Source organism: Edaphobacter sp., assembly GCF_035532915.1.
Classification (GTDB): domain Bacteria; phylum Acidobacteriota; class Terriglobia; order Terriglobales; family Acidobacteriaceae; genus Edaphobacter.
This window is the reverse complement of record NZ_DATKQC010000223.1, coordinates 1-17255: the sequence shown is the minus strand read 5'-3', so window position 1 is coordinate 17255 and position 17255 is coordinate 1. Positions and strand designations below refer to the sequence as shown.

Annotated in this window: 19 protein-coding genes; all 19 read right to left on the bottom strand. The window is 58.2% G+C overall.

What is annotated here, in order from left to right; genetic code table 11:
- Positions 1-7 precede the first annotated feature (7 nt).
- Entirely contained in the window at positions 8-232 is a 225-nt protein-coding gene (locus VMU57_RS10775; RefSeq protein WP_325383263.1) for a hypothetical protein, read from the bottom strand.
- Positions 232-1119: a hypothetical protein gene (locus VMU57_RS10770; protein ID WP_325383261.1), complete on the bottom strand. Its 888-nt coding sequence runs from the start codon at positions 1117-1119 to the stop codon at positions 232-234. Before VMU57_RS10770 ends, VMU57_RS10775 begins: the two co-directional genes overlap by 1 nt.
- An 86-nt stretch (positions 1120-1205) precedes the next feature.
- Entirely contained in the window at positions 1206-1451 is a 246-nt protein-coding gene (locus tag VMU57_RS10765; protein WP_325383259.1) for a hypothetical protein, read from the bottom strand.
- Positions 1452-1577: 126 nt separating this feature from the next.
- Positions 1578-3998, bottom strand: a complete 2421-nt coding sequence (locus VMU57_RS10760) for a hypothetical protein (protein WP_325383257.1) — start codon at positions 3996-3998, stop codon at positions 1578-1580.
- Between the two features lie 244 nt (positions 3999-4242).
- Positions 4243-4536, bottom strand: a complete 294-nt coding sequence (locus VMU57_RS10755; protein WP_325383255.1) for a hypothetical protein — start codon at positions 4534-4536, stop codon at positions 4243-4245.
- A complete protein-coding gene (locus VMU57_RS10750; protein ID WP_325383253.1) occupies positions 4533-5300 on the bottom strand; it encodes a VirB8/TrbF family protein in 768 nt (255 codons plus the stop codon). The genes VMU57_RS10755 and VMU57_RS10750 overlap by 4 nt, the downstream gene beginning before the upstream one ends.
- 36 nt (positions 5301-5336) lie before the next feature.
- A complete protein-coding gene (locus VMU57_RS10745) occupies positions 5337-6308 on the bottom strand; it encodes a hypothetical protein (RefSeq protein WP_325383251.1) in 972 nt (323 codons plus the stop codon).
- A gap of 9 nt (positions 6309-6317) precedes the next feature.
- Complete coding sequence (locus VMU57_RS10740; RefSeq protein WP_325383249.1) at positions 6318-7124, bottom strand: hypothetical protein; 807 nt, start codon at positions 7122-7124, stop codon at positions 6318-6320.
- 17 nt (positions 7125-7141) lie between these two features.
- Positions 7142-7909 (bottom strand): hypothetical protein, encoded by a 768-nt coding sequence (locus VMU57_RS10735; protein WP_325383248.1) that lies wholly within the window; start codon positions 7907-7909, stop codon positions 7142-7144.
- Positions 7906-10623 carry a hypothetical protein gene (locus VMU57_RS10730; protein WP_325383247.1) on the bottom strand — a complete coding sequence of 906 codons (2718 nt, stop codon included), beginning with the start codon at positions 10621-10623 and terminating at the stop codon, positions 7906-7908. The genes VMU57_RS10735 and VMU57_RS10730 overlap by 4 nt, the downstream gene beginning before the upstream one ends.
- A complete protein-coding gene (locus VMU57_RS10725) occupies positions 10623-10910 on the bottom strand; it encodes a hypothetical protein (RefSeq protein ID WP_325383246.1) in 288 nt (95 codons plus the stop codon). The genes VMU57_RS10730 and VMU57_RS10725 overlap by 1 nt, the downstream gene beginning before the upstream one ends.
- 53 nt (positions 10911-10963) lie before the next feature.
- On the bottom strand, positions 10964-11422 hold the full coding sequence (locus VMU57_RS10720) for a hypothetical protein (RefSeq protein ID WP_325383244.1): 459 nt from the start codon (positions 11420-11422) through the stop codon (positions 10964-10966).
- Positions 11419-11709, bottom strand: a complete 291-nt coding sequence (locus VMU57_RS10715; protein ID WP_325383242.1) for a hypothetical protein — start codon at positions 11707-11709, stop codon at positions 11419-11421. The genes VMU57_RS10720 and VMU57_RS10715 overlap by 4 nt, the downstream gene beginning before the upstream one ends.
- A gap of 26 nt (positions 11710-11735) precedes the next feature.
- Complete coding sequence (locus VMU57_RS10710; RefSeq protein ID WP_325383240.1) at positions 11736-12419, bottom strand: hypothetical protein; 684 nt, start codon at positions 12417-12419, stop codon at positions 11736-11738.
- 3 nt (positions 12420-12422) lie between these two features.
- The gene (locus tag VMU57_RS10705; RefSeq protein ID WP_325383238.1) at positions 12423-12824 is read right to left on the bottom strand and encodes a hypothetical protein; all 402 of its coding nucleotides are present in this window, start codon (positions 12822-12824) and stop codon (positions 12423-12425) included.
- 513 nt (positions 12825-13337) lie between these two features.
- Positions 13338-14648 carry a TrbI/VirB10 family protein gene (locus VMU57_RS10700; protein WP_325383236.1) on the bottom strand — a complete coding sequence of 437 codons (1311 nt, stop codon included), beginning with the start codon at positions 14646-14648 and terminating at the stop codon, positions 13338-13340.
- A 27-nt stretch (positions 14649-14675) separates the two neighbouring features.
- The gene (locus VMU57_RS10695) at positions 14676-15674 is read right to left on the bottom strand and encodes a hypothetical protein (protein ID WP_325383234.1); all 999 of its coding nucleotides are present in this window, start codon (positions 15672-15674) and stop codon (positions 14676-14678) included.
- Positions 15671-16180 carry a lytic transglycosylase domain-containing protein gene (locus tag VMU57_RS10690; RefSeq protein ID WP_325383232.1) on the bottom strand — a complete coding sequence of 170 codons (510 nt, stop codon included), beginning with the start codon at positions 16178-16180 and terminating at the stop codon, positions 15671-15673. The genes VMU57_RS10695 and VMU57_RS10690 overlap by 4 nt, the downstream gene beginning before the upstream one ends.
- Complete coding sequence (locus tag VMU57_RS10685) at positions 16177-17127, bottom strand: MoxR family ATPase (RefSeq protein ID WP_325383229.1); 951 nt, start codon at positions 17125-17127, stop codon at positions 16177-16179. The genes VMU57_RS10690 and VMU57_RS10685 overlap by 4 nt, the downstream gene beginning before the upstream one ends.
- Between the last annotated feature and the right edge of the window lie 128 nt (positions 17128-17255).

Genomic DNA, 17255 nt, shown 5'->3' with positions numbered 1-17255 from the left:
GGGAACCTCAGTGACGGAAGTAAAAGGCCGCGGCTACGGCGACAGCCAGCAGAATCATCCCGGTCGCGAACAGGGGATGCAGCTTGCGCCGGTTCTTTTCGTCGCGCTGCTCGATGGGATTGAGGAAGGGGCGCTTCATGAACTCCAGAAATCCGCCGGCATTTCCTTCGCGGTATGAGAAAAGGAGGCGCCGTTGCGCCTCCTTCGCAGTGAGGCGTTGGCTCGACTCCATCAGAGCACCGCCGCCGCATCGACGGGATGCGACTGATCGTTGGCGAAGACGAAGCGATAGAGCTGGGGCTTGCCGACGCTGGCCTCGAAGCACAGAACGCCATTGGCGGTCTGCCCCGGATTCACGTTCCGTCTGCTGATCCGCGCCTCCCGCACGATCATGGTGCTGGTGCTCTCAGTCTCGTACTTCGATAGCTTTTTTGCGGGGATCTCGATGTCCTTGAGAGAACTGAGCACGACGCTACCGGGTTTGGGAACCATCTCAAAGACGGACGGGGCGCTCAACCGGTACGGATGCTGGCTGGGATTTGAGACCGTATAGCGGACATACAGCACATCCTTGTCCCGAACGACCTCGGTGATGCGCACGTTGACGTGATCGTTCGAATCCTTCACGTCGCGGCTATACACAGGGGAGCTTTTGAGCATAGTCCGCGCGATGAGGGCGGCGGCCGCCTTCTGCATCTCGGATTTTCTGATCTTTGCCGCGTGGCTTCGGGCCTGCGCGGTTTCAGAGGGGGCGGGGGCGGGGGCGGGGGCGGGGGCGGCCATCGTCTGATCGATCACAAACGAAGCCTCGGTAACGGCGCCGGGGGGAAGAATTTCGTAGCTTGTCTGGGTATGCGCGGTCCAGACGAAGAGGTTGGTAGATTGACCCCTGGCTACAGGCTTCAGCGCCAGAGTATTGCCTTGCCACTCGATGCGAACGTCATCGCTGCCAACCGCCGCGCGGATGATTGGTTCAGGAAATTCGATGAGACTAATGTGGTTAAGTGCGGTTGCCACCCGGGTGACAACATTGGGGTTGATCACCTCGTGTGAGATGGTCTGCGCCGAAGCAACGCTCCCGGCCGCGAGAATCAGGACTGCTATCGTCGACTTCAACATGATGTGCCCTCTCGGAGTGTCCTCTCGACATCAGCGGGGAGAGTCATGAAGACCTCCCCCTCAACTGATGATGGTGCCCCGCTTCCTTAAAGGGTCGCGCACACCGTTCTGTGCTCCCTTTGTTGCGGAGCGTTGTCGTTCAGGGTCGCTACGTACTTGGCGACCCGCATGTCGAGCTCGTGCAGCTCGCGTTTGTTCAACCGCCTGCTTTTTGGATCGGCTACGATCCATTTATAAAAGTAGGCTTGGGGGTGCCGCTCGATATCGATGCGGACCCGCGTTTGATCGGAATGAGTGGACAGCCGTTCCACGCGCCAGAAAAGAATTCGCAATGTTTTCTCTCCTCCCTTTCCACGCCTGGCGACCCCTTTTCGAGGAAGTCACCAGAGAGTGGAACTGGTAGATCTCCCTCGTTTGAGGGTCTCGGTTTCGATCCATCCCATACGAGATGGCGTTGGCTATTGGCCGGTGTACACAAGAGAGCCCGTCTTCGGGTCCAACCGGAAGAGGAAGCTCTTATGGGTACCGCGAACGAAGAAGAAAGAACCGTCCTGAAGGATGACGGCGCCTTCCTTGTCTTTCACCTGGACCGTGGTCTTCTTTCCCCCGGTCCTTTCGGCGACAGCGTTGACCACCTCTTGAGGAAACGCGTGAAACAGAATGGAGCCCATTCCCTTCCCGCGTGAAACTACAGCGTTGAGAGCAGCGCACCAACCCTCACGGTTTTCCCGCTTCCCCTGCCCCCAGTAGCCGATGATGGACTGGAGAGAGCGAGACTGGGTCCGTGTGGATTCTTCCGCGCGGCGGAAGCTGGCATTTGCTTTCGCCAATTCCCGCTTCGAATGCTTGATCGAGTTCTGGTCGCCGGATTCGATGGCGACCTTCACCTGATCACGCGCTCGATCGCGTGCTTTCTTAGCCTGGTTGAAAGCGGTTTGAATGATGCCATGACCCGCCGCATAAACGGTGTTCACCATGCGTACTTCCTGAAACATCTCTTCCGAGACGTCCCCGCCGGTGATCAGGCCCCGAAACTGCTCGACCGGAAAAGGCTTCTCCAACAAGTCCGCGATGTCCTTGCGAAGCACGTTGTAGAGATTTCCGATGCGGTCAGTGTTGTGGATCTCAAGGCTCATTGGAAGCTCAGAAACGGTCCTGGCATTCTTGAGAGAAAGCCAGGGCGCGGAACCGACTTCCGTCCGTATGGCATGCAGCTTGGCGTGATCCGCCCGTACATTGTGCTTCAGCGAGTCAATCTCTTTCTGCAACTCGGCAACCAGATCGTAGAGCAGATCGTGGCGAGCCAGAGCGACGCAGGAACTCATCAGGTCGGTAATGACGCCGATCTGATTGCCCCGCGACTTCAAGGCAACGAACTCGAGGTTGAACCAGGGAGACTTCACACGTTCGTGCTTCGTCTTCCTGACCTCATGTGCGTCGTTCATGGCGAATCGGTCCGCGACAAACAGCGGAAAGCGTTCGCTTTCGATCACGCATACCCAGTCAAAATCGAAGTCGCCGCCATTCAGCTTGGCGGTCTCCGAATGCAGGGTATAAGTGCCTGTCAGAGTCAACTGTGCCGATGTAATCTGCCGGGCATCGTCGATGGAGAGATTCTGGTCATGGGCAAGCAGCGTGGCCGTTTCTTCGAGACCGAGATGGACCATGGGCAGCAGGTCCTCCTTCATGCGCACGGGGTAACGCACGCACAAGCTCCGCTCCGAAGTGCTTGAGGTAATGGCTCTGTCGCGTGGCATCCAATCCGCCGCGGACATGACCTTGCCGCTGTTGAGATAGAGAACGCCATCGTCGGCCAGCGCGAACGCGGGCAAATCGAGACCGCCTCCAGTCATCAGCTTGTAGGCCCAGCGTGCCAGCAGGCGATCAAGCTGACGGTGGATGTAAGGATGCCGGGTAAGCTCCCCACTTCCGTCAGCCAGCAGCGTCGCTTCCACGATCCGTTGAAACTCTTCTTTGTCGGAATCGCCGGAGGATACTGAAGAGCCAATCATCTCAACCAGTACCTGATGATTGCGCTCCCGCCATGCAGCTTTGAGAGCATCGATCTTTTCACGCGCCTGCGGCACAATCTCGGTAGCGATCGCATCGACAGGAGCGTGTTGCAGCACCGTATAGCTTGATTCGAATGTCAGCGGCCGGGAGATTTCCCGGATGCCGAGAACGATCGAGCCATGAAAAGCGCGTACATCCGCACCGAAGAAAGTCCTGACAACAGACTGTTTCTTCAGGCCCGGTTTGACCGAGCTTTCAGGAACGATGATGTCGCAGCCAACCGCATCTGCAACATCGTCGGCCATCACCTTGAAACTGCCCTTTGCCTGGGTATTTTCAAATGCCAGACGGAACTGATAGAAGTATCCTTCCGGAAGACCGAGTTCCAGGAAAAGACTTCTTCTGATCCATCCCCGGCAATCGTTGGTACCCAGCTTCAGGTCGGGAACAACGAACACGGTCTTCGCGGCCATCTCGTGAACGGATTTCAATCCGGACACAAGAATGCCGAAATAGGTGATCGCGGCTTCCGGCCACATCTCGAAGCGTTTCGCGAGCAAGGGCTCGTGAGCGGCATCCGAGAAGTAGTACTTGCCATTTTTGGCCGAACCCGAGGCTCCGACCATCTTCAAGTGAACGCCGTTGTGGCGAAGACCGGTGAGTGTGCGAGCGACAGTGGCTTCCTCGAAATCATCGAGAGTCTCTGCCGGTACGCTGACAATCGCTATTTTGGCGTCGGGATACAGCTTTCCGAGCAGCGTGTTCTCCGTCGTCGAATCCTGGCCTACGCCGGGGATCCGTTCGACGATACTGCCGTTTTTCTGTATGTCCAACATCGCGATTCGATTCCCTTCCATCCTGTGCATTGTGAGTCTCCTTTGTGCTTGTGGTTGCGGCACGCGAAGAGACCGTCAAAACCGTTCGAGACGGACCGCATCTCCGGCTTTGCCTGGTCTTTCCCGTCCTGTTCGAGGGACCAACCAGGCTTTTCGAGCAGCCGGGTCAGCGGGACAAATCCTTGCGAGTGAGGCCCGCAGGGTGGCTCAGAGAACCGAAACGATAGCCAACGCTAAACGAGACGATTTTTCTGAACTTGTCCGCTGGCTGCGATCACGTCCTGCTGCTGACAGCGCGTTTCTCAATAGCGATACTGCCATTGCTCAAATCGGCTACCGCTTTCCACGATTCGACCGTGTAGTAGGGCCGATCTAGTTTCAACGATTCGAGTTGAGCCTCGGCCTCACTCTTGAATTCCCGCTGGAGCGAGATGCTTTCATCGTCTGCATCCCCCATGAAGAACCGCGCGACTTGAGGCCCCTCTTTCTCGTGCGGCTTTCGCCCTCGCCGGGACGGCTTTTCGACCGCCGGCACTTCGACCAGATTGCTTACCGTGGCTGTACTCATTGCTGTGTTTCTCCTCCTTGATCCTGAATTGAATTCTGGATTGCAGAACCGTCTTCCGATCCGGGCGTTCCTTCGAGAACCGCCTCCCGCTTCTCGCCTTCAATCTGTTTTGACCAGTACGCGCCGATCAGCAGGCCGTCGGGATTGTTGACCGACCGCGCCACCTCGATCAGGCGCACATAATACTGTTCCACCAACTGGTCGATGATCTCGTGGTCGTTCACCATGTGGTGCACCGTGCGCACACCAAAGAGTTCATAGGTGAGCGGGGCATCCTTCGAGGTTTCAAGACTGCTCAGCTCCAGCGTGGACATGGCCTGCTCGTTCTCGAGCTTGCCGACCGTATTGTTTCTTTCGAGCTGTTGCATGGCCGTCTGCCGCAAATTGCTGGTCATCATGTTCAGCGCGTCGGCCCAGTTCTGGCCCAGAGTGTGTGGATCGTAGGTGAGATAGTCGCCGAGAAACTCGCGGATGAACGCCTGCTTTTCGTACTCATCGGGTCCCGGGTTGTTCGCCGCCGCAAACACGGCGGGCAGAAAGCTTCTGCGAGCACCATAGGGACTGACAACCTGCGCCACTCCCTGGCGGTTGACACGGATCACGGTTGGCGGTTGGATCCGGACGAAGAGAAAGCCGATCACCGCCACCAGGGCCGTCAGCCCCATCACTCCGGCAAGGACCAGCGAACGATTAGAGTAGGCGCGCAGCGCGCCATCCATCTCATAAAACTTTGGCTCTCTTGCTGCCTTCTTTTCCTTTGGCACGGCTTCCTCCTCTGAAACGCTTGGGGCGGTGTTGCTCTAAATTGTTGTCTGGCGGGGCGGTGTATTTGGCGGAGGGGTACTCAGGTTCCGATAAGGACCGCTACCCAGGCCACCCTGCTGGTTTTGATTGCTGCTTGTCGATCTCGTCATGCCGCCCCCCACGTTGCTGGCAAGGCGCGCTCCCTGGTTGACGGTAGCGACCAAGCCCAGAAGGGCGCCGGCCACACCGCCGAACTCGCCCTTCAGGACAAAGTACGCAATCACCGGAATCAGTAGCAGACACAGCGCATAGAGAATGCTGGTCAACCCGATCCACACCTGGGTCTGCGCGTCGGCGACGTTAGTGGCGAAAAACGGGCTTGTTGTCATGTCCTTACCGTTGACCGCCGAAATCAGGCAGGCAAAGATCGCATACACGATCGGCCAGCAATTCCACACCACCAGGTTTTGCGCATAAAACTTTGCAATCGAATTCACCAACCTGCTGGGCGCAACGGCGATCACCAGCGGACCCATGGCGAAGAGCACCGCCCCCCAGAAGATATAGATCAGGGTGAAGATCTGGACCGCGAGCGGAAAAATCAAATAGGCAATCGCAATCTCAAGAGAGTTGACAATGGCGGCGCCGCCATTGGTGATGATCTGCCAGATAGAGTTGTACCCATTTCCTTGCCAATTATTGGCTAGTTGCTGCGCCCAGCTTTTCGCCAGGTCCCAGCCTCCATAGGAGTTATCGATGTACTGGGCGATGCTGTTGAAGCCGTTCATCACGTCATAGAAGAAAGTGGTCCAGTTCCCCACGATGAAGGCGACGACGACGTACTTGAACAGCGTCGCAACCAGCTGCCGGGTATCGCCGCCCTTGGCGTAGGCCTCATAGATCCCGGCCAGAAGAGCGATGACCATCAGGATGTAGGCCACATTCTGGATCGCGGGAATCATCCTCCCCGCCATTCCGGCCAGCACTGTCGTCATCATGGTTTGAAATTCGAAGATCGCCGGGTCCATAAAAGCGTCCTATTCGTGCGGGGTAAGAATGCCATCGAGGTTCTGGTTGAGTTGTTGGGCCTGCGTGGTCGAACTCTTCATGGCGGCTCCTTCATCCGAAAGCTCCGCTGTCCTCACGCGGAGCAACTCGGCCAGGGCGGACTGGGTGTAGGCGTTGCCCTGCAGCACCCACGCCGAACCTTCGGCTTCGAGAATGGAAGCGGTTCCGGGCGCTCCCGCCTGAATCTGCTGATTCAGCGATTGCGCGACCTCCAACTCCCGCGTCGCCAGTGCATCGAGCTCGATCGCCTTCTTCATGGCGTCCTCGGCCTCGGCGTCGGTCATATCGATGGTGTTGCGGACGTTCTGGGGAGCGGATGTCTGCGCCGGCAGGGCTCCATAGACCTGGGTATAGCTTCTTCCGAACGAACCGATGTTGTTGGGATTTCCCGACAGCATCTCCTGTTCGAGCTGCTGCGGCGCCGGCAAGGTAGCGCTGGAGAAGTTGAGGTTCAGCAGCGATTGCATATTCCGCATCGGCGCGGTAAAGCTGGCCGACAACGCTTTCGCTTGATTGATGGCCTGCAGGGGATACATCACCGTTTGCCGGAATTTCTGCTCATCCTGCTCCACGGACTGAATCTGCTTGAGCGGCGATGCGACGCTGCTGGTCAGCAAGGTGGAAATCTTCTGCAAGCCGGCGAGAATGACGGCGATGTCCACACCAAATTGCGCGTGCGCCTGCGGTGGAACAACAAAGCCCACAAACATCGCCGCGGCACAGAGCCATCCCGCGCGGGGAGCCAGCCTCCTCCAGATTGTTCGTTTCCCTTCCATCTTCTTTCTCCTCTCGATTACGGGGCCGCGACTGTCTCTTTGAGATTGCTGTTCACCTGTAGCGCCTCGATCACCCTCTGTTTTCGCAGTCCATTCCGGTAGGCCAGGTTGGCGGCTTCTTCCCGCAACATCGAAGCCAGCAGCCGGTGTTGGGCGGCGAGACTTTCAAGCTCGGCCGCCCGGGCGGTCGCCGACAACATATCCGCCGTTCCCGGCGCGGTCGTGGCCGTCTCGTTTTCGATCTGATTGGCCATCTGGATCAGGCTGGTGGTTGCCTGGTCCGCGGCCACCGAGCGCGCCAGCGCGTCTTTTGCCAGGGCGTCATTCATGTCCATCATTTGCCGATGGGCCTTGGGGGCCGCGGTGGCCGTGGGCAGCGCGCCGAAGGAAGCGGTGTACAGAGCGTTCATGTTTCCAAGCGAGGCGCTCGACCCACTCAAGAAAGCATGTTCGAGGTTTTGATTTGCTGTGAGTTGCGCGCTGTTCACCGGCAACCGAAACACTCCAGACATCCAGCCGCGATAGCTGCCCATGATGGTGATGACATAGCTGTGCGCCTGGTTGATCAAGGCGACTGGGAACAACAACGTCTGCTGGTCCTGGCGAAGAGAGTTCTGGATGCCGTTCATGGCCGTGAGCGCGCCTCCGATCTCGCCCGTGATCGTGGACTCGATCGCGCTGAAAACATCGAAGCCCAGCGCCTTAGCGGTAGGCGGAATCGCCAGCGCGAGCGCCGCAGCCACCAAGAGCAACACTCCTTTTCGTTTCAGGACAGAAAAATTCATCGCCATGCCTCCTGAAGAACTCGTGCTCCAATTTCGTCAGAGACTGTGGCGACGGGCTGCGGGCGACCGAGCGCCACGTTGACAACCTCGCCCGAGCGCTCCTCCGGAAGATCGTCGAGCGCCGAGAGGCCATTCGGATAGGCGAGCGCAAGCCGCTCATAGGCTTTCGTGGCGGAAAGATGCGAATGCTTGATCAGCCAATATTGCCGATACCACTTCTCACGCGGAAAGGTCGTCAGCAGCCAGTACTCGATGGGAGTAGTAACGATGTAGAGGCTATGCGTGGTCTCCGACTTCTCCCCAATCACCAGCAGAAACTCGCTCTTTTTGCCCTTCTCGGTCATTCCCAGGTGCTTGACCCGGTGAATGGCCGTCTCGTTCAAATGCACAAATTTCCGCAGCACGTCGATGTTGCCCTTCTGCCGACCAATCAGCTTCGTGGAGGTAGTCGTTAGAATCGCGCCTCCAAAATCGTTCGGCTTTTCCGGGGTTCCGGTAAAATCCTCGACCGCCTGCGAAAGCCCCCAGACACAGGCATTCCGCTTGCGCGCCGTGCGGAAAAGCTGCACCACGACGGGGCCGAGGCTCGGCGATTGCAACAGGGCCCAGCACTCATCGAGCACCGTAATGCAGCGCTGGTTGCCTTTACCCATCGCCCGCTTGTTGGTGGCATAGGCAATCAGCAGGCTCATGGCGGTTTCGAGTTTGGGATCGTCCTTGAGCTGCTCGATATTGAAATAGAGCCAGGGCGCGGACATATCGATCGTAGTCGGACGATCGAAGAGCTGCGCGTACATGCCGTTCTCAACCCAGGCGCGCAACTTGGTCGCCGCCAGCCTCGCTTCCCGGTTGACGATCTCGCTTTTGTCCCGATCGTGATAGTTCTCGAGTTCGTCCTTGAGATCGCTGTAGGTGGGAATGGTGTTTCCAGAACGCATCGAGGCTCGATCGTAGGTCTTGGCGATAGCCGTCAGCAGCAGATTGTCGAGCAGGTCCGTGTCCGTCGTTCCGCTGTCTCCGATCATGAAGCGAGTCAGATTTTTCAAGAACGCAAGATGGTCGTTCGACGGAACGCGTTCTTCCGCCTCCAGATCGAAGGGATTGATGGTCTCCCGGCTGTCGAGCGACATGGTGATCATCTGGCCGCCCATATAGGTAACGGCGGGAAGATAGGAATCTCCGCGCTCGATGATCGAAACTTGCACGTCCTGCCGTCCGCAGGTCAGCAGCATGCGGCCCACAACCACACTCTTGCCGGCCCCGGAAGCAGCGGCCACGATGGCGTTAGCGTTTTCGAGACTCGCATCGAAGGGAGAAAATGGAATGAGCTGACGGTAGGGTGTCTCAAACAGCATCAGAGGTGAGCGTGGCGTGCCTGCCCACGGCATCTCCATTGGGATCAGGTCGGCGGCATGCGGGGTCAGCAGGTCGTGATCGCGGCTGTCCTCCTCCGCCATGCCCGGCATGGAAGAGATCAACAGCCGCCTTTGCGCCAGAGACTCGCCATAGGCGCGCGCCCCGTTGAGTTGGGAGACGATGTGAAGCACCTGCTGACGGCGATTCGCCAGCTCGCGTTCCGCGGCCTCATACTCGCTGCTGGTAAAGGCCGGCCGCGATGTGCGCACCGCGATCGTCAGACTTACCTTGGCCGTTTTGACCGAGCTGGCCAGAATCTCCGCCTGAATATCCATCAACTCCCGCGTGGCCACCTGGGCTTCGATATCCACCCGCTGGTTGCCTTTGGAATCGATTTGTGCCGCCTGCATCTTCCTGAGCCGCTTCTTGTACTTGTCGAGCACCACCCGCTGGTCCGGGATGCTCACCTGGGTCGAGAGAACAACCGGAAAGCCGACCGTGAGCAGGTTTCGCAGTATCCCCGGATAGGTTCCGTCCGGCGGCCTCTTGAGCGAGATCAAGCTCCACAGCACGCCGTCCACATTGATGTAGTTCTCCGCGTCGCCCAGAATCGAGACCGCCGCCGCCTGCTCTCGGACCGATATATAGCGCTCCTCGGCAGCGCAGTCCCGAAGCCGCGCCGTGTCCGGCGCGCTGGGGTTCAGGGCGCGTTTGATTTCGAGAAACAACTCCTCGTCCGTCATCCTCTCCGGTCCCATCGCAGCGCGCTTCAGCGAAGAATCGACACCATTCACGATCGATTCGAACTCCGCCAGCGCGTCCACATGTTCTTTCTTCGACCGCTCGATCGACTTCCGCACGGAGAGCGAGAAACCCGGTTTCTTCTCGCCCTTCTTGAGCATCTGTCCACCCGCAGCGGTCATCAGGCGACGATGCTTTTCCGGGTTCCAGATCAGATAAATTGCCGCTAGCCTGGTCAGGTACTCGCCCTCCGACTCCTTCTCCCGCCACTGCCCTACACGGTGCCGTTCGAGCACAAGAGCTTCCGTCTGTTCCGTGCGGCGATGCTGCTCGTATTCGGTGAGCAGGCCATGCAAGCCTTCGACAACCTCGTAGCGAAACTGGAGTCGCATGCTCTGCTCCGGCACTGTCCGGAACAGCGATTCGAGAAGCTCCTTGGTTTCGTTGCGACCATCGTCGTCGGCAAAGTAGGTCAGCGCGCCCGACACGCGAACACCGGCAACATAGCTGCCATCCGTCCGCACCATCACGTTGTCCAGAAAGTCGCGAATCGGCAGCAGTTCGCAAAGCGCGGGATTCTGGAGCGACTGTCTCTGTTGTTCCCGGGTTTTCGGCATTACTCTTCCTCCTTCAGATAGTCGGTGGCGAGCTGGGTATCTCTCGCCAGCGCGCAGTAGCTATGGGGTTTGCTGTACCAGGCAAAAAGGTCGGCCAGATACTTTCTCGGCTTCCCGTACTTGAACAGCGTCAGCGCCGGCACTCCCAGCCCCAGAACCACCAGCACCAGAAACCAGTTCATCGGGATCGAGAACACATACCTGTCTGAGAACAGGAACTGCCCGGCGATCATGGCGACCGCGCAGGCAAATCCAAGAGCCAGCATGTCCTCGATTTCGAGAAACATAAACGTAACCTTCAAGGCCAGGTTCCGTGAAACCGGACTCGTTCTGAGTGCCATCACGCCACCCCGCCCGTTCCCGCGGCAATGAAATGCTCGAGCAGCCGAAGCAAACCGGAGCAGCTCAGCGCCGCGAAGGCAGCGACCGCGTGCCGCATCCAATCGTCACCAATGTTGAGCCGTATACCGACTCCGCTCACCCCGAGTACGGCGCGCACAACCTCAATGCCGGCATACACCGGAAGAATCACATTGCACACCCAGTCCGTCAGAGTCAGCAGCGCCTCGAACATCTGCGCCGTTCCAGATCCCTGCCGGGCGAAAACTTCCGCCAGGCGCAACAGACCAGATATCGAGAGCGCGCCCATCGCGCCCCAGAGGTAACGCTCGAAGTCTCCGCCGCGCGAGAACTTGTAGATTCCCATCGCGATCATCAACCCCGCCAGCAGTGGCATGACGCCATTGCCAACCCAGTTGGTCATGCTCAGGAGACCCTGATAGAACGAACCGGAGCTCATGACTGTTCCTTTGCTTCGTTCTCCCGCACCGGCGGCGGGGAGGCGGCCATCAACGCTTTCGGAAGGATCTGCTCCGACAACATGCCGCTCCACACCCAGAGTTTGCGCAGCAGCCATGCACACGCCGCCAGGATCATCGCGATCGATCCCAGCGTAAGCAGAATCAGGATGGTTATTCTTTGCACTGGACTGAGCAGCACCACGGACACGGCCTGGACCATGGCCAATAAAAAGCCGCCAAATATCAGCACCCGGAGGCTTTGGCTCGCTAGTTTTCCGGCATTCATATTTCGACCCGCAAGTTTTCGGACATTCATGGGAGGGTGACTCCTGCCCAGCTCTTGACCAGCGTCCATAATCCGGTCGCGCACAGGAAACCCATTCCTGTTACAACAAAGCTTTTCCATGGTTTGTGTTGAACATAGGCCAGAATTCCGGCCGAGATGGCCAGACCGCCGACGATTGGGCTAAGCGTGTCGGCGGCATAGTTGAAGGCATTCATCAGGAGATCGGTCGTACTGTAGGCTCCGCTGGTCATCCAGCTGCCGGTGGCGAGGTTGTAAATGCCCTGAATGCCCAGAAGAAACATCGCCGCGACAATCGAACCCAGAGGGCTGGTCCCCTGCGACTGGTCGAGTAGCGCCTTGAAGACGAGCGCGGCCGCGAAGACTGGGACCAGGTGGTTGATCAGAACGTCGTCCACAAAGTCGTTCGCCACCTTATTAATGCCGTTCGTGTAGGGTGTCGATGTACCCGCCATGATGAGCTGGCTGGCTCCCGGGACCGTCTCCTGCACCAGCCATGTGCTGAGGCCGGGAAGGGTAAGGAGCAGTGCTCCCCAGAACAGCCATTTCAGGAAGCCGCCACTGGCCTGATAGTTCACTCCTCCTTCATTGCGCAATTTCATCCCGGCAAGCACAAATGCGCCCAGCGAGGCCGGGATGGCCAGCGTCATGAGGAGTCCGAGAAGTGCCCGAAAGATCAGTGGCGACGTCATGGCTTACCCAATTGCCTGTCCGTTTTGAATGAAGTATTCAATCAGGCGCGTGATGCCGGAGACAGCCAGCAAACCGCCCGCCGTCATCGCGGTCGGCAGCCAGCTGCGGCCACTGCGCCACTGAAGGACGGTGCCGACTACGGCCAAACCCGCACCGACCGGACAGATGACATTGCCGATCCAGTTAACCACGTTCAAAAATGCGCCTTCAGGCTGCGCCGCGGTCTCGCCTTGGACGGCCTGTCCGACGGCGGGAGCCGTGCCGAGGTTCTGGGCAACCGCCGCCGCCGGGGCCATGCATGCGGCGCCGATGAAGCAGATACAGAGTCCCAGCATCAGTTGCCGCGAGTAGCGACCAAGTCTCCGTGTAACGGCGGCCTGGGTCTGACGAAGAAGTGTAAGCATTATGTTTCTCCTCGGCGGGTTTGCCGCCGCAAGAGAAACATAAGTTCGATCTAAAACTCGATCAAGTCCCGTCTCCCCACAAAAACACCTCTTTTCAAGCTCAATCTCATCGTGAAAGAGAAAAATTGATCGTGGCCGACAACAACTTCCCTGGAAACCAACACCCCATGGGATGAGTGGCCGCACGGTACGTCCAGCCATTGCCTGGGCGCACTCTGGGCTATCGTGCGAAACTCCTCGTATGCAGGGCCGCATATTGAAGATGCAAGCAGGGAATGTGTGTGCTTCTCTCAATTACGCAATGAAGAGATGTGTGTACTTCCTCTCGATTGCGCAATGAAGAGATGTATGTACTTCCTCCCGATTGCGCAATGAAGAGATGTGTGTACTTTCTCTCAATTGCGCAATCGACCGATGAGGACGGGGCCTCACAGGGAAGAAACAGCCAAAAAACCGCAAGCAAAACGGCCGGCAAAAGCCGGCCGTTCGTTTGTTCCGATAAAGCTCCGAGGCTTATGGCGCGGTATTGTCCGTCACCGAAATATTCTGTGCCGTCATGGGATTGACTCTCTGGGGCTTGGTGAAGATGAGATAGATTTCCGTACCTGCCGGCACACTGACAACAATGTGTTGGGTCACGATCATGTTCATGACCTGGGCATCGGCTCCGTTCCCAATATTCTCGGCGGCGCGCTGCCGAATTAGATCGGATTCACTCACCGCTCCATTTATATTGCCTTGTCCAACCAGCATCGCTCCCGCTTCTCCCAGGCCGGCCAGAGAGCGCACCATAAAGCTGCGGCCGGCCTTCTTCCCGGTCACATGTCCTTTGATGGCCTCAAGCGATGTCGTCGCTCCAATCGCGGAAATGGGAAGCGTTTCTCCGTTCGGCATCTCGATCGAGTGGAAAACGATATTCATAATTCCCGAGGCATCCGCCTCGGTGACCTTGCCCACCGCGCGCGCTCCCGCTGGAATCAGCACTCTTCCATCGCGCTCATAGTTGTATTCGATGACGGCGGTCACCGGCGTATCGAGTGCCGTACTGGCCATCGACTCCAGCCGTGCCGCGACATGGTAGCCGGGCTCCAGACCGAAATTATCCACCTCCGGTTGCAGATAAACTCCTCCTCGTAAAATCCCGTTCGCTACACCATTTCTTTCGTGCGCAACGAAGACCAGCGAAGACGTTGCATATTCCTTCTGCTCCTGCCGCACCACCCGCGCCTGCTGCGCGCTGTTGTCCGAAGATGCTTCCGAAGCCGCTCCGGAGAAGGGCTGCGGACTCCAGTTTCGGAGGTGCTCTGGATTGGTATTGGGTGGATGGAACTCCGATACATCGCCCAGACTCTTCCTGCCGTTTGCTTCATTCCACCCTGTTCGATTCGCTCCGGCTATCGCGGGGTTCGGCTTCATCGGGCTACTAGTCTTTTCGATGTCCTCGGCGTCCAGAGTTCCCCTTTTCGCTTTTGCGTTCGTGTTCTGTTGCGGAACGATCCTGTTCGCCGGCACAAGTTGTCCCGGCGCGGGTGGAGTGACGACTCGGCCAAGGTTTGGTTTCCCTGTTTCACCTGCGGCCAGATTTTTCTTCGTCCCCTTGGTGGAGATGAAGCCGAAGAAGGTCACCAGCAGCAGCAACAGGCCTCCCGCAACCAGCAGCATCCTGGTGGTCTTGTCCTTGCCTCCGGCCCCCCCGGCTCGGCCGAGCATGACGAAGGGACGTTTCTCATGGACTGCCGGTAGAGACGAGCCGTCCTGATTCTGTTTTGAGTTGGGAGTAAGCGCTTCTTCTTCCTGGTTCGGAATCGGATTGGACGTGGACATAACGGGCTCCTTGAAAAATGGATGAGGCTAATTGCCGGGTGCTACGAAAGGGACAGCCAACAGCAAGGGCTTGTCCACAGAATTGGCGGAAGCGAGTTGGAGCAAGATCCTTTCCTGGCTCTGCTTGAATCCGGGTCGCTCGAATGTCACCACCCCATCGGCGCGCTGACCCGGCGCCAGTTTGCGGCCGTTGACCTTGAAGCTGTCGATCGGCACCTGTTCGGCGAGCACGATGTGCTTCCTGTCTTTTTTCTTCATCTCGTCCCGGCTACCTGGACTGCTGAGTTCGATCTGCGGAGGAAGAACTTCGATCCAGCGATGGCTATCGTTACGGACCGAGTAGGCAACCAGCATCTTGCCGTGCGATTCCCGAATCTCGCCGAGAGCACCCTCGATCGGTGGCGGTGCGCCCTTCTTCGACTTCTTTTCCAGCGTGGTGCCTCGCTGCCAATCCGGCGTTGCCACGCGGGCCTGTTCGTCGAGAGCGGTTTCGAGCGGATCGGCGTTTTTACCCGTCCGGCTCACTCGGGGCTGTGTGGCAGTCGAAACCGTTGGTCCGATGAAGAAGTTCTCCTGAGGCTGGTAGTTGACGACGAAATCGACCGGCGGATCGACCGCAGCGTTGCCATCCGAGATCAGACGCATGCTGATCGTCTCTCCCGACTGCATGTTGATGACCAGGTTGCTTTCCGAAGGCTGTCTGGTCGAAGGCTTCACATACACCAGGCGTGGCTCCGCGGCCGAGTGTTCCACCTTAAAGAGCGTGGGAGCGCCAACCGCCACCGAACTCACCGCATCCGGCAGCCGGATGGTGGTCTCGAACAGCGGTCGCAGATGGACGGTCGTCACCGCTCGATTCGAGATCGTCACCTCCGACACCATCGGCTGGATGTTCTCGATCGGCTGGACGTTCGATGCCGCAACCACCGAATCGGCGGCGGCTGGGGCCTTGCTCCGTTGACCAAACGCGGTGGTTGCGGCCAGGGTGATGGCCATGGCCAGAAGAGCTTGCTTGCGGTATCTCATGGGTGGATTCCTTTCCTGCTGTCAGGGTGATGAAACTCAAATTCTCGCTCGTACTGCTTCTCGACCGAGGAAACATAGGCGATCACGTCCCCGTTGTGGTACTCGAGTCCACTGTGCAGAATGGGGCCTTCGCCGCAGTAGTACGCGGCCACCACCATGCGAAGATCGCCATCAAACATTTGGTCGAGAAAGGCCAGATACCGCACCCCGCCTCCAATGTTGTCCTCAATCGACATGGGATCCTGAACACCAAAGCGAGCCGCCGTTGCCGGCATCAGCTGCATCAGTCCGAGCGCGCCCTTGCTTGAAACCGCAGTCCGGTTCCAGCCCGATTCCTGGGTAATGATCGCCTCGACCAGCTCCGGCGGCAGATGATAGTGGTTCGCATACGCATTCGCGTAATAGACGGCCTCGGGAGACCTGGTTTGAAGAGACCTCGGGGCGGCAACGGCCGCGGGCGCGAAGGCAGTGGCAAACAAGAGGAGAAAGATCAGCGCTTGTTTCATGCCGTCACCTCGAGCGCCGCGAGCGTGTCGGCGACCTCCTCGGCTTCCATCGCATCGGCGTTCTTTTTTGCCGTGTAGATGATCACTTCAAACGCCTGCTTCATCAGCATCCGCTTGAGGTCGCCTTCGGTCTTCACCATTAGCGGCAGCATGATGTCTTTATGAATCGCCAGAATTTCGTCCAGGCGAAGCAGTTGCATCGCCTGGGCAACGTCGTTCATTTCCGAGATGCTGGGTGGCTTTTCGAGATTGAAGGAACGAAGGGCCTTGGCCAGCCCGGCGATGAAGCGGTGCGTGGCCGCATTCGCCGTGGGCGTCTTGTTCTTGACGATTGCCGCCTCCCGTTCCGGTGTCGGATGCTCAACGACCAGATAAAAGCTGCGCCGGCGAAGCGGATCGCCGAGCCGCCGCTCCTGATTGGAGGTCATGAAGACAAAAGGTATCGTCGTGGCTTTGACCGTGCCCATCTTCGGAATCGAAAGCGTCCATGCCGAAAGCAGTTCCAGCAGCAGCGCTTCAAACGCGTAATCGACCTTGTCGATCTCATCGATCAGCAGGACACAGCGCTTCGGTTGCTCGATGGCGGTCAGCAGAGGTCCGGCAAGAAAAAACTCCCGGCTGGTGACATCCCGGCGAATCTGGCCCCAGTCGTGTTCGCCTTCGGCTTTGGTCTTCAGCAGAACAAAGAGTTCCTGCAGGCTTTTGTCGTATTGGCCGATGGCCTTTTCTTCGTTGATGCCCTGATAGCACTGCAAACGAAGAAGTTCCGCCTCGGCTGCCCGCGCCACCGACTGCGCCAGTTCGGTTTTCCCGGCGCCGGCCGGACCTTCGAGCATGATGGGCTTGTTGATCTTTCCGGCCAGATAAACCGTGGTGGCCGTCTTCGAGTCGGTAAAATACCCAACCCGGCTCAACGCGTCGAGCGCCTGTTGTGGCGATTCAAACATCGAAGTCCGTCCCTGGAGCTGAGGAATCAGCTTGCAGGGAGCGTAGGACGGACTCCAAATTCAGTCAAAAAGAGGATTAGTGCTTGAAATGCTCGCCGTCCGGCCCTTCCCAGCCGTTTTCCGTCTCC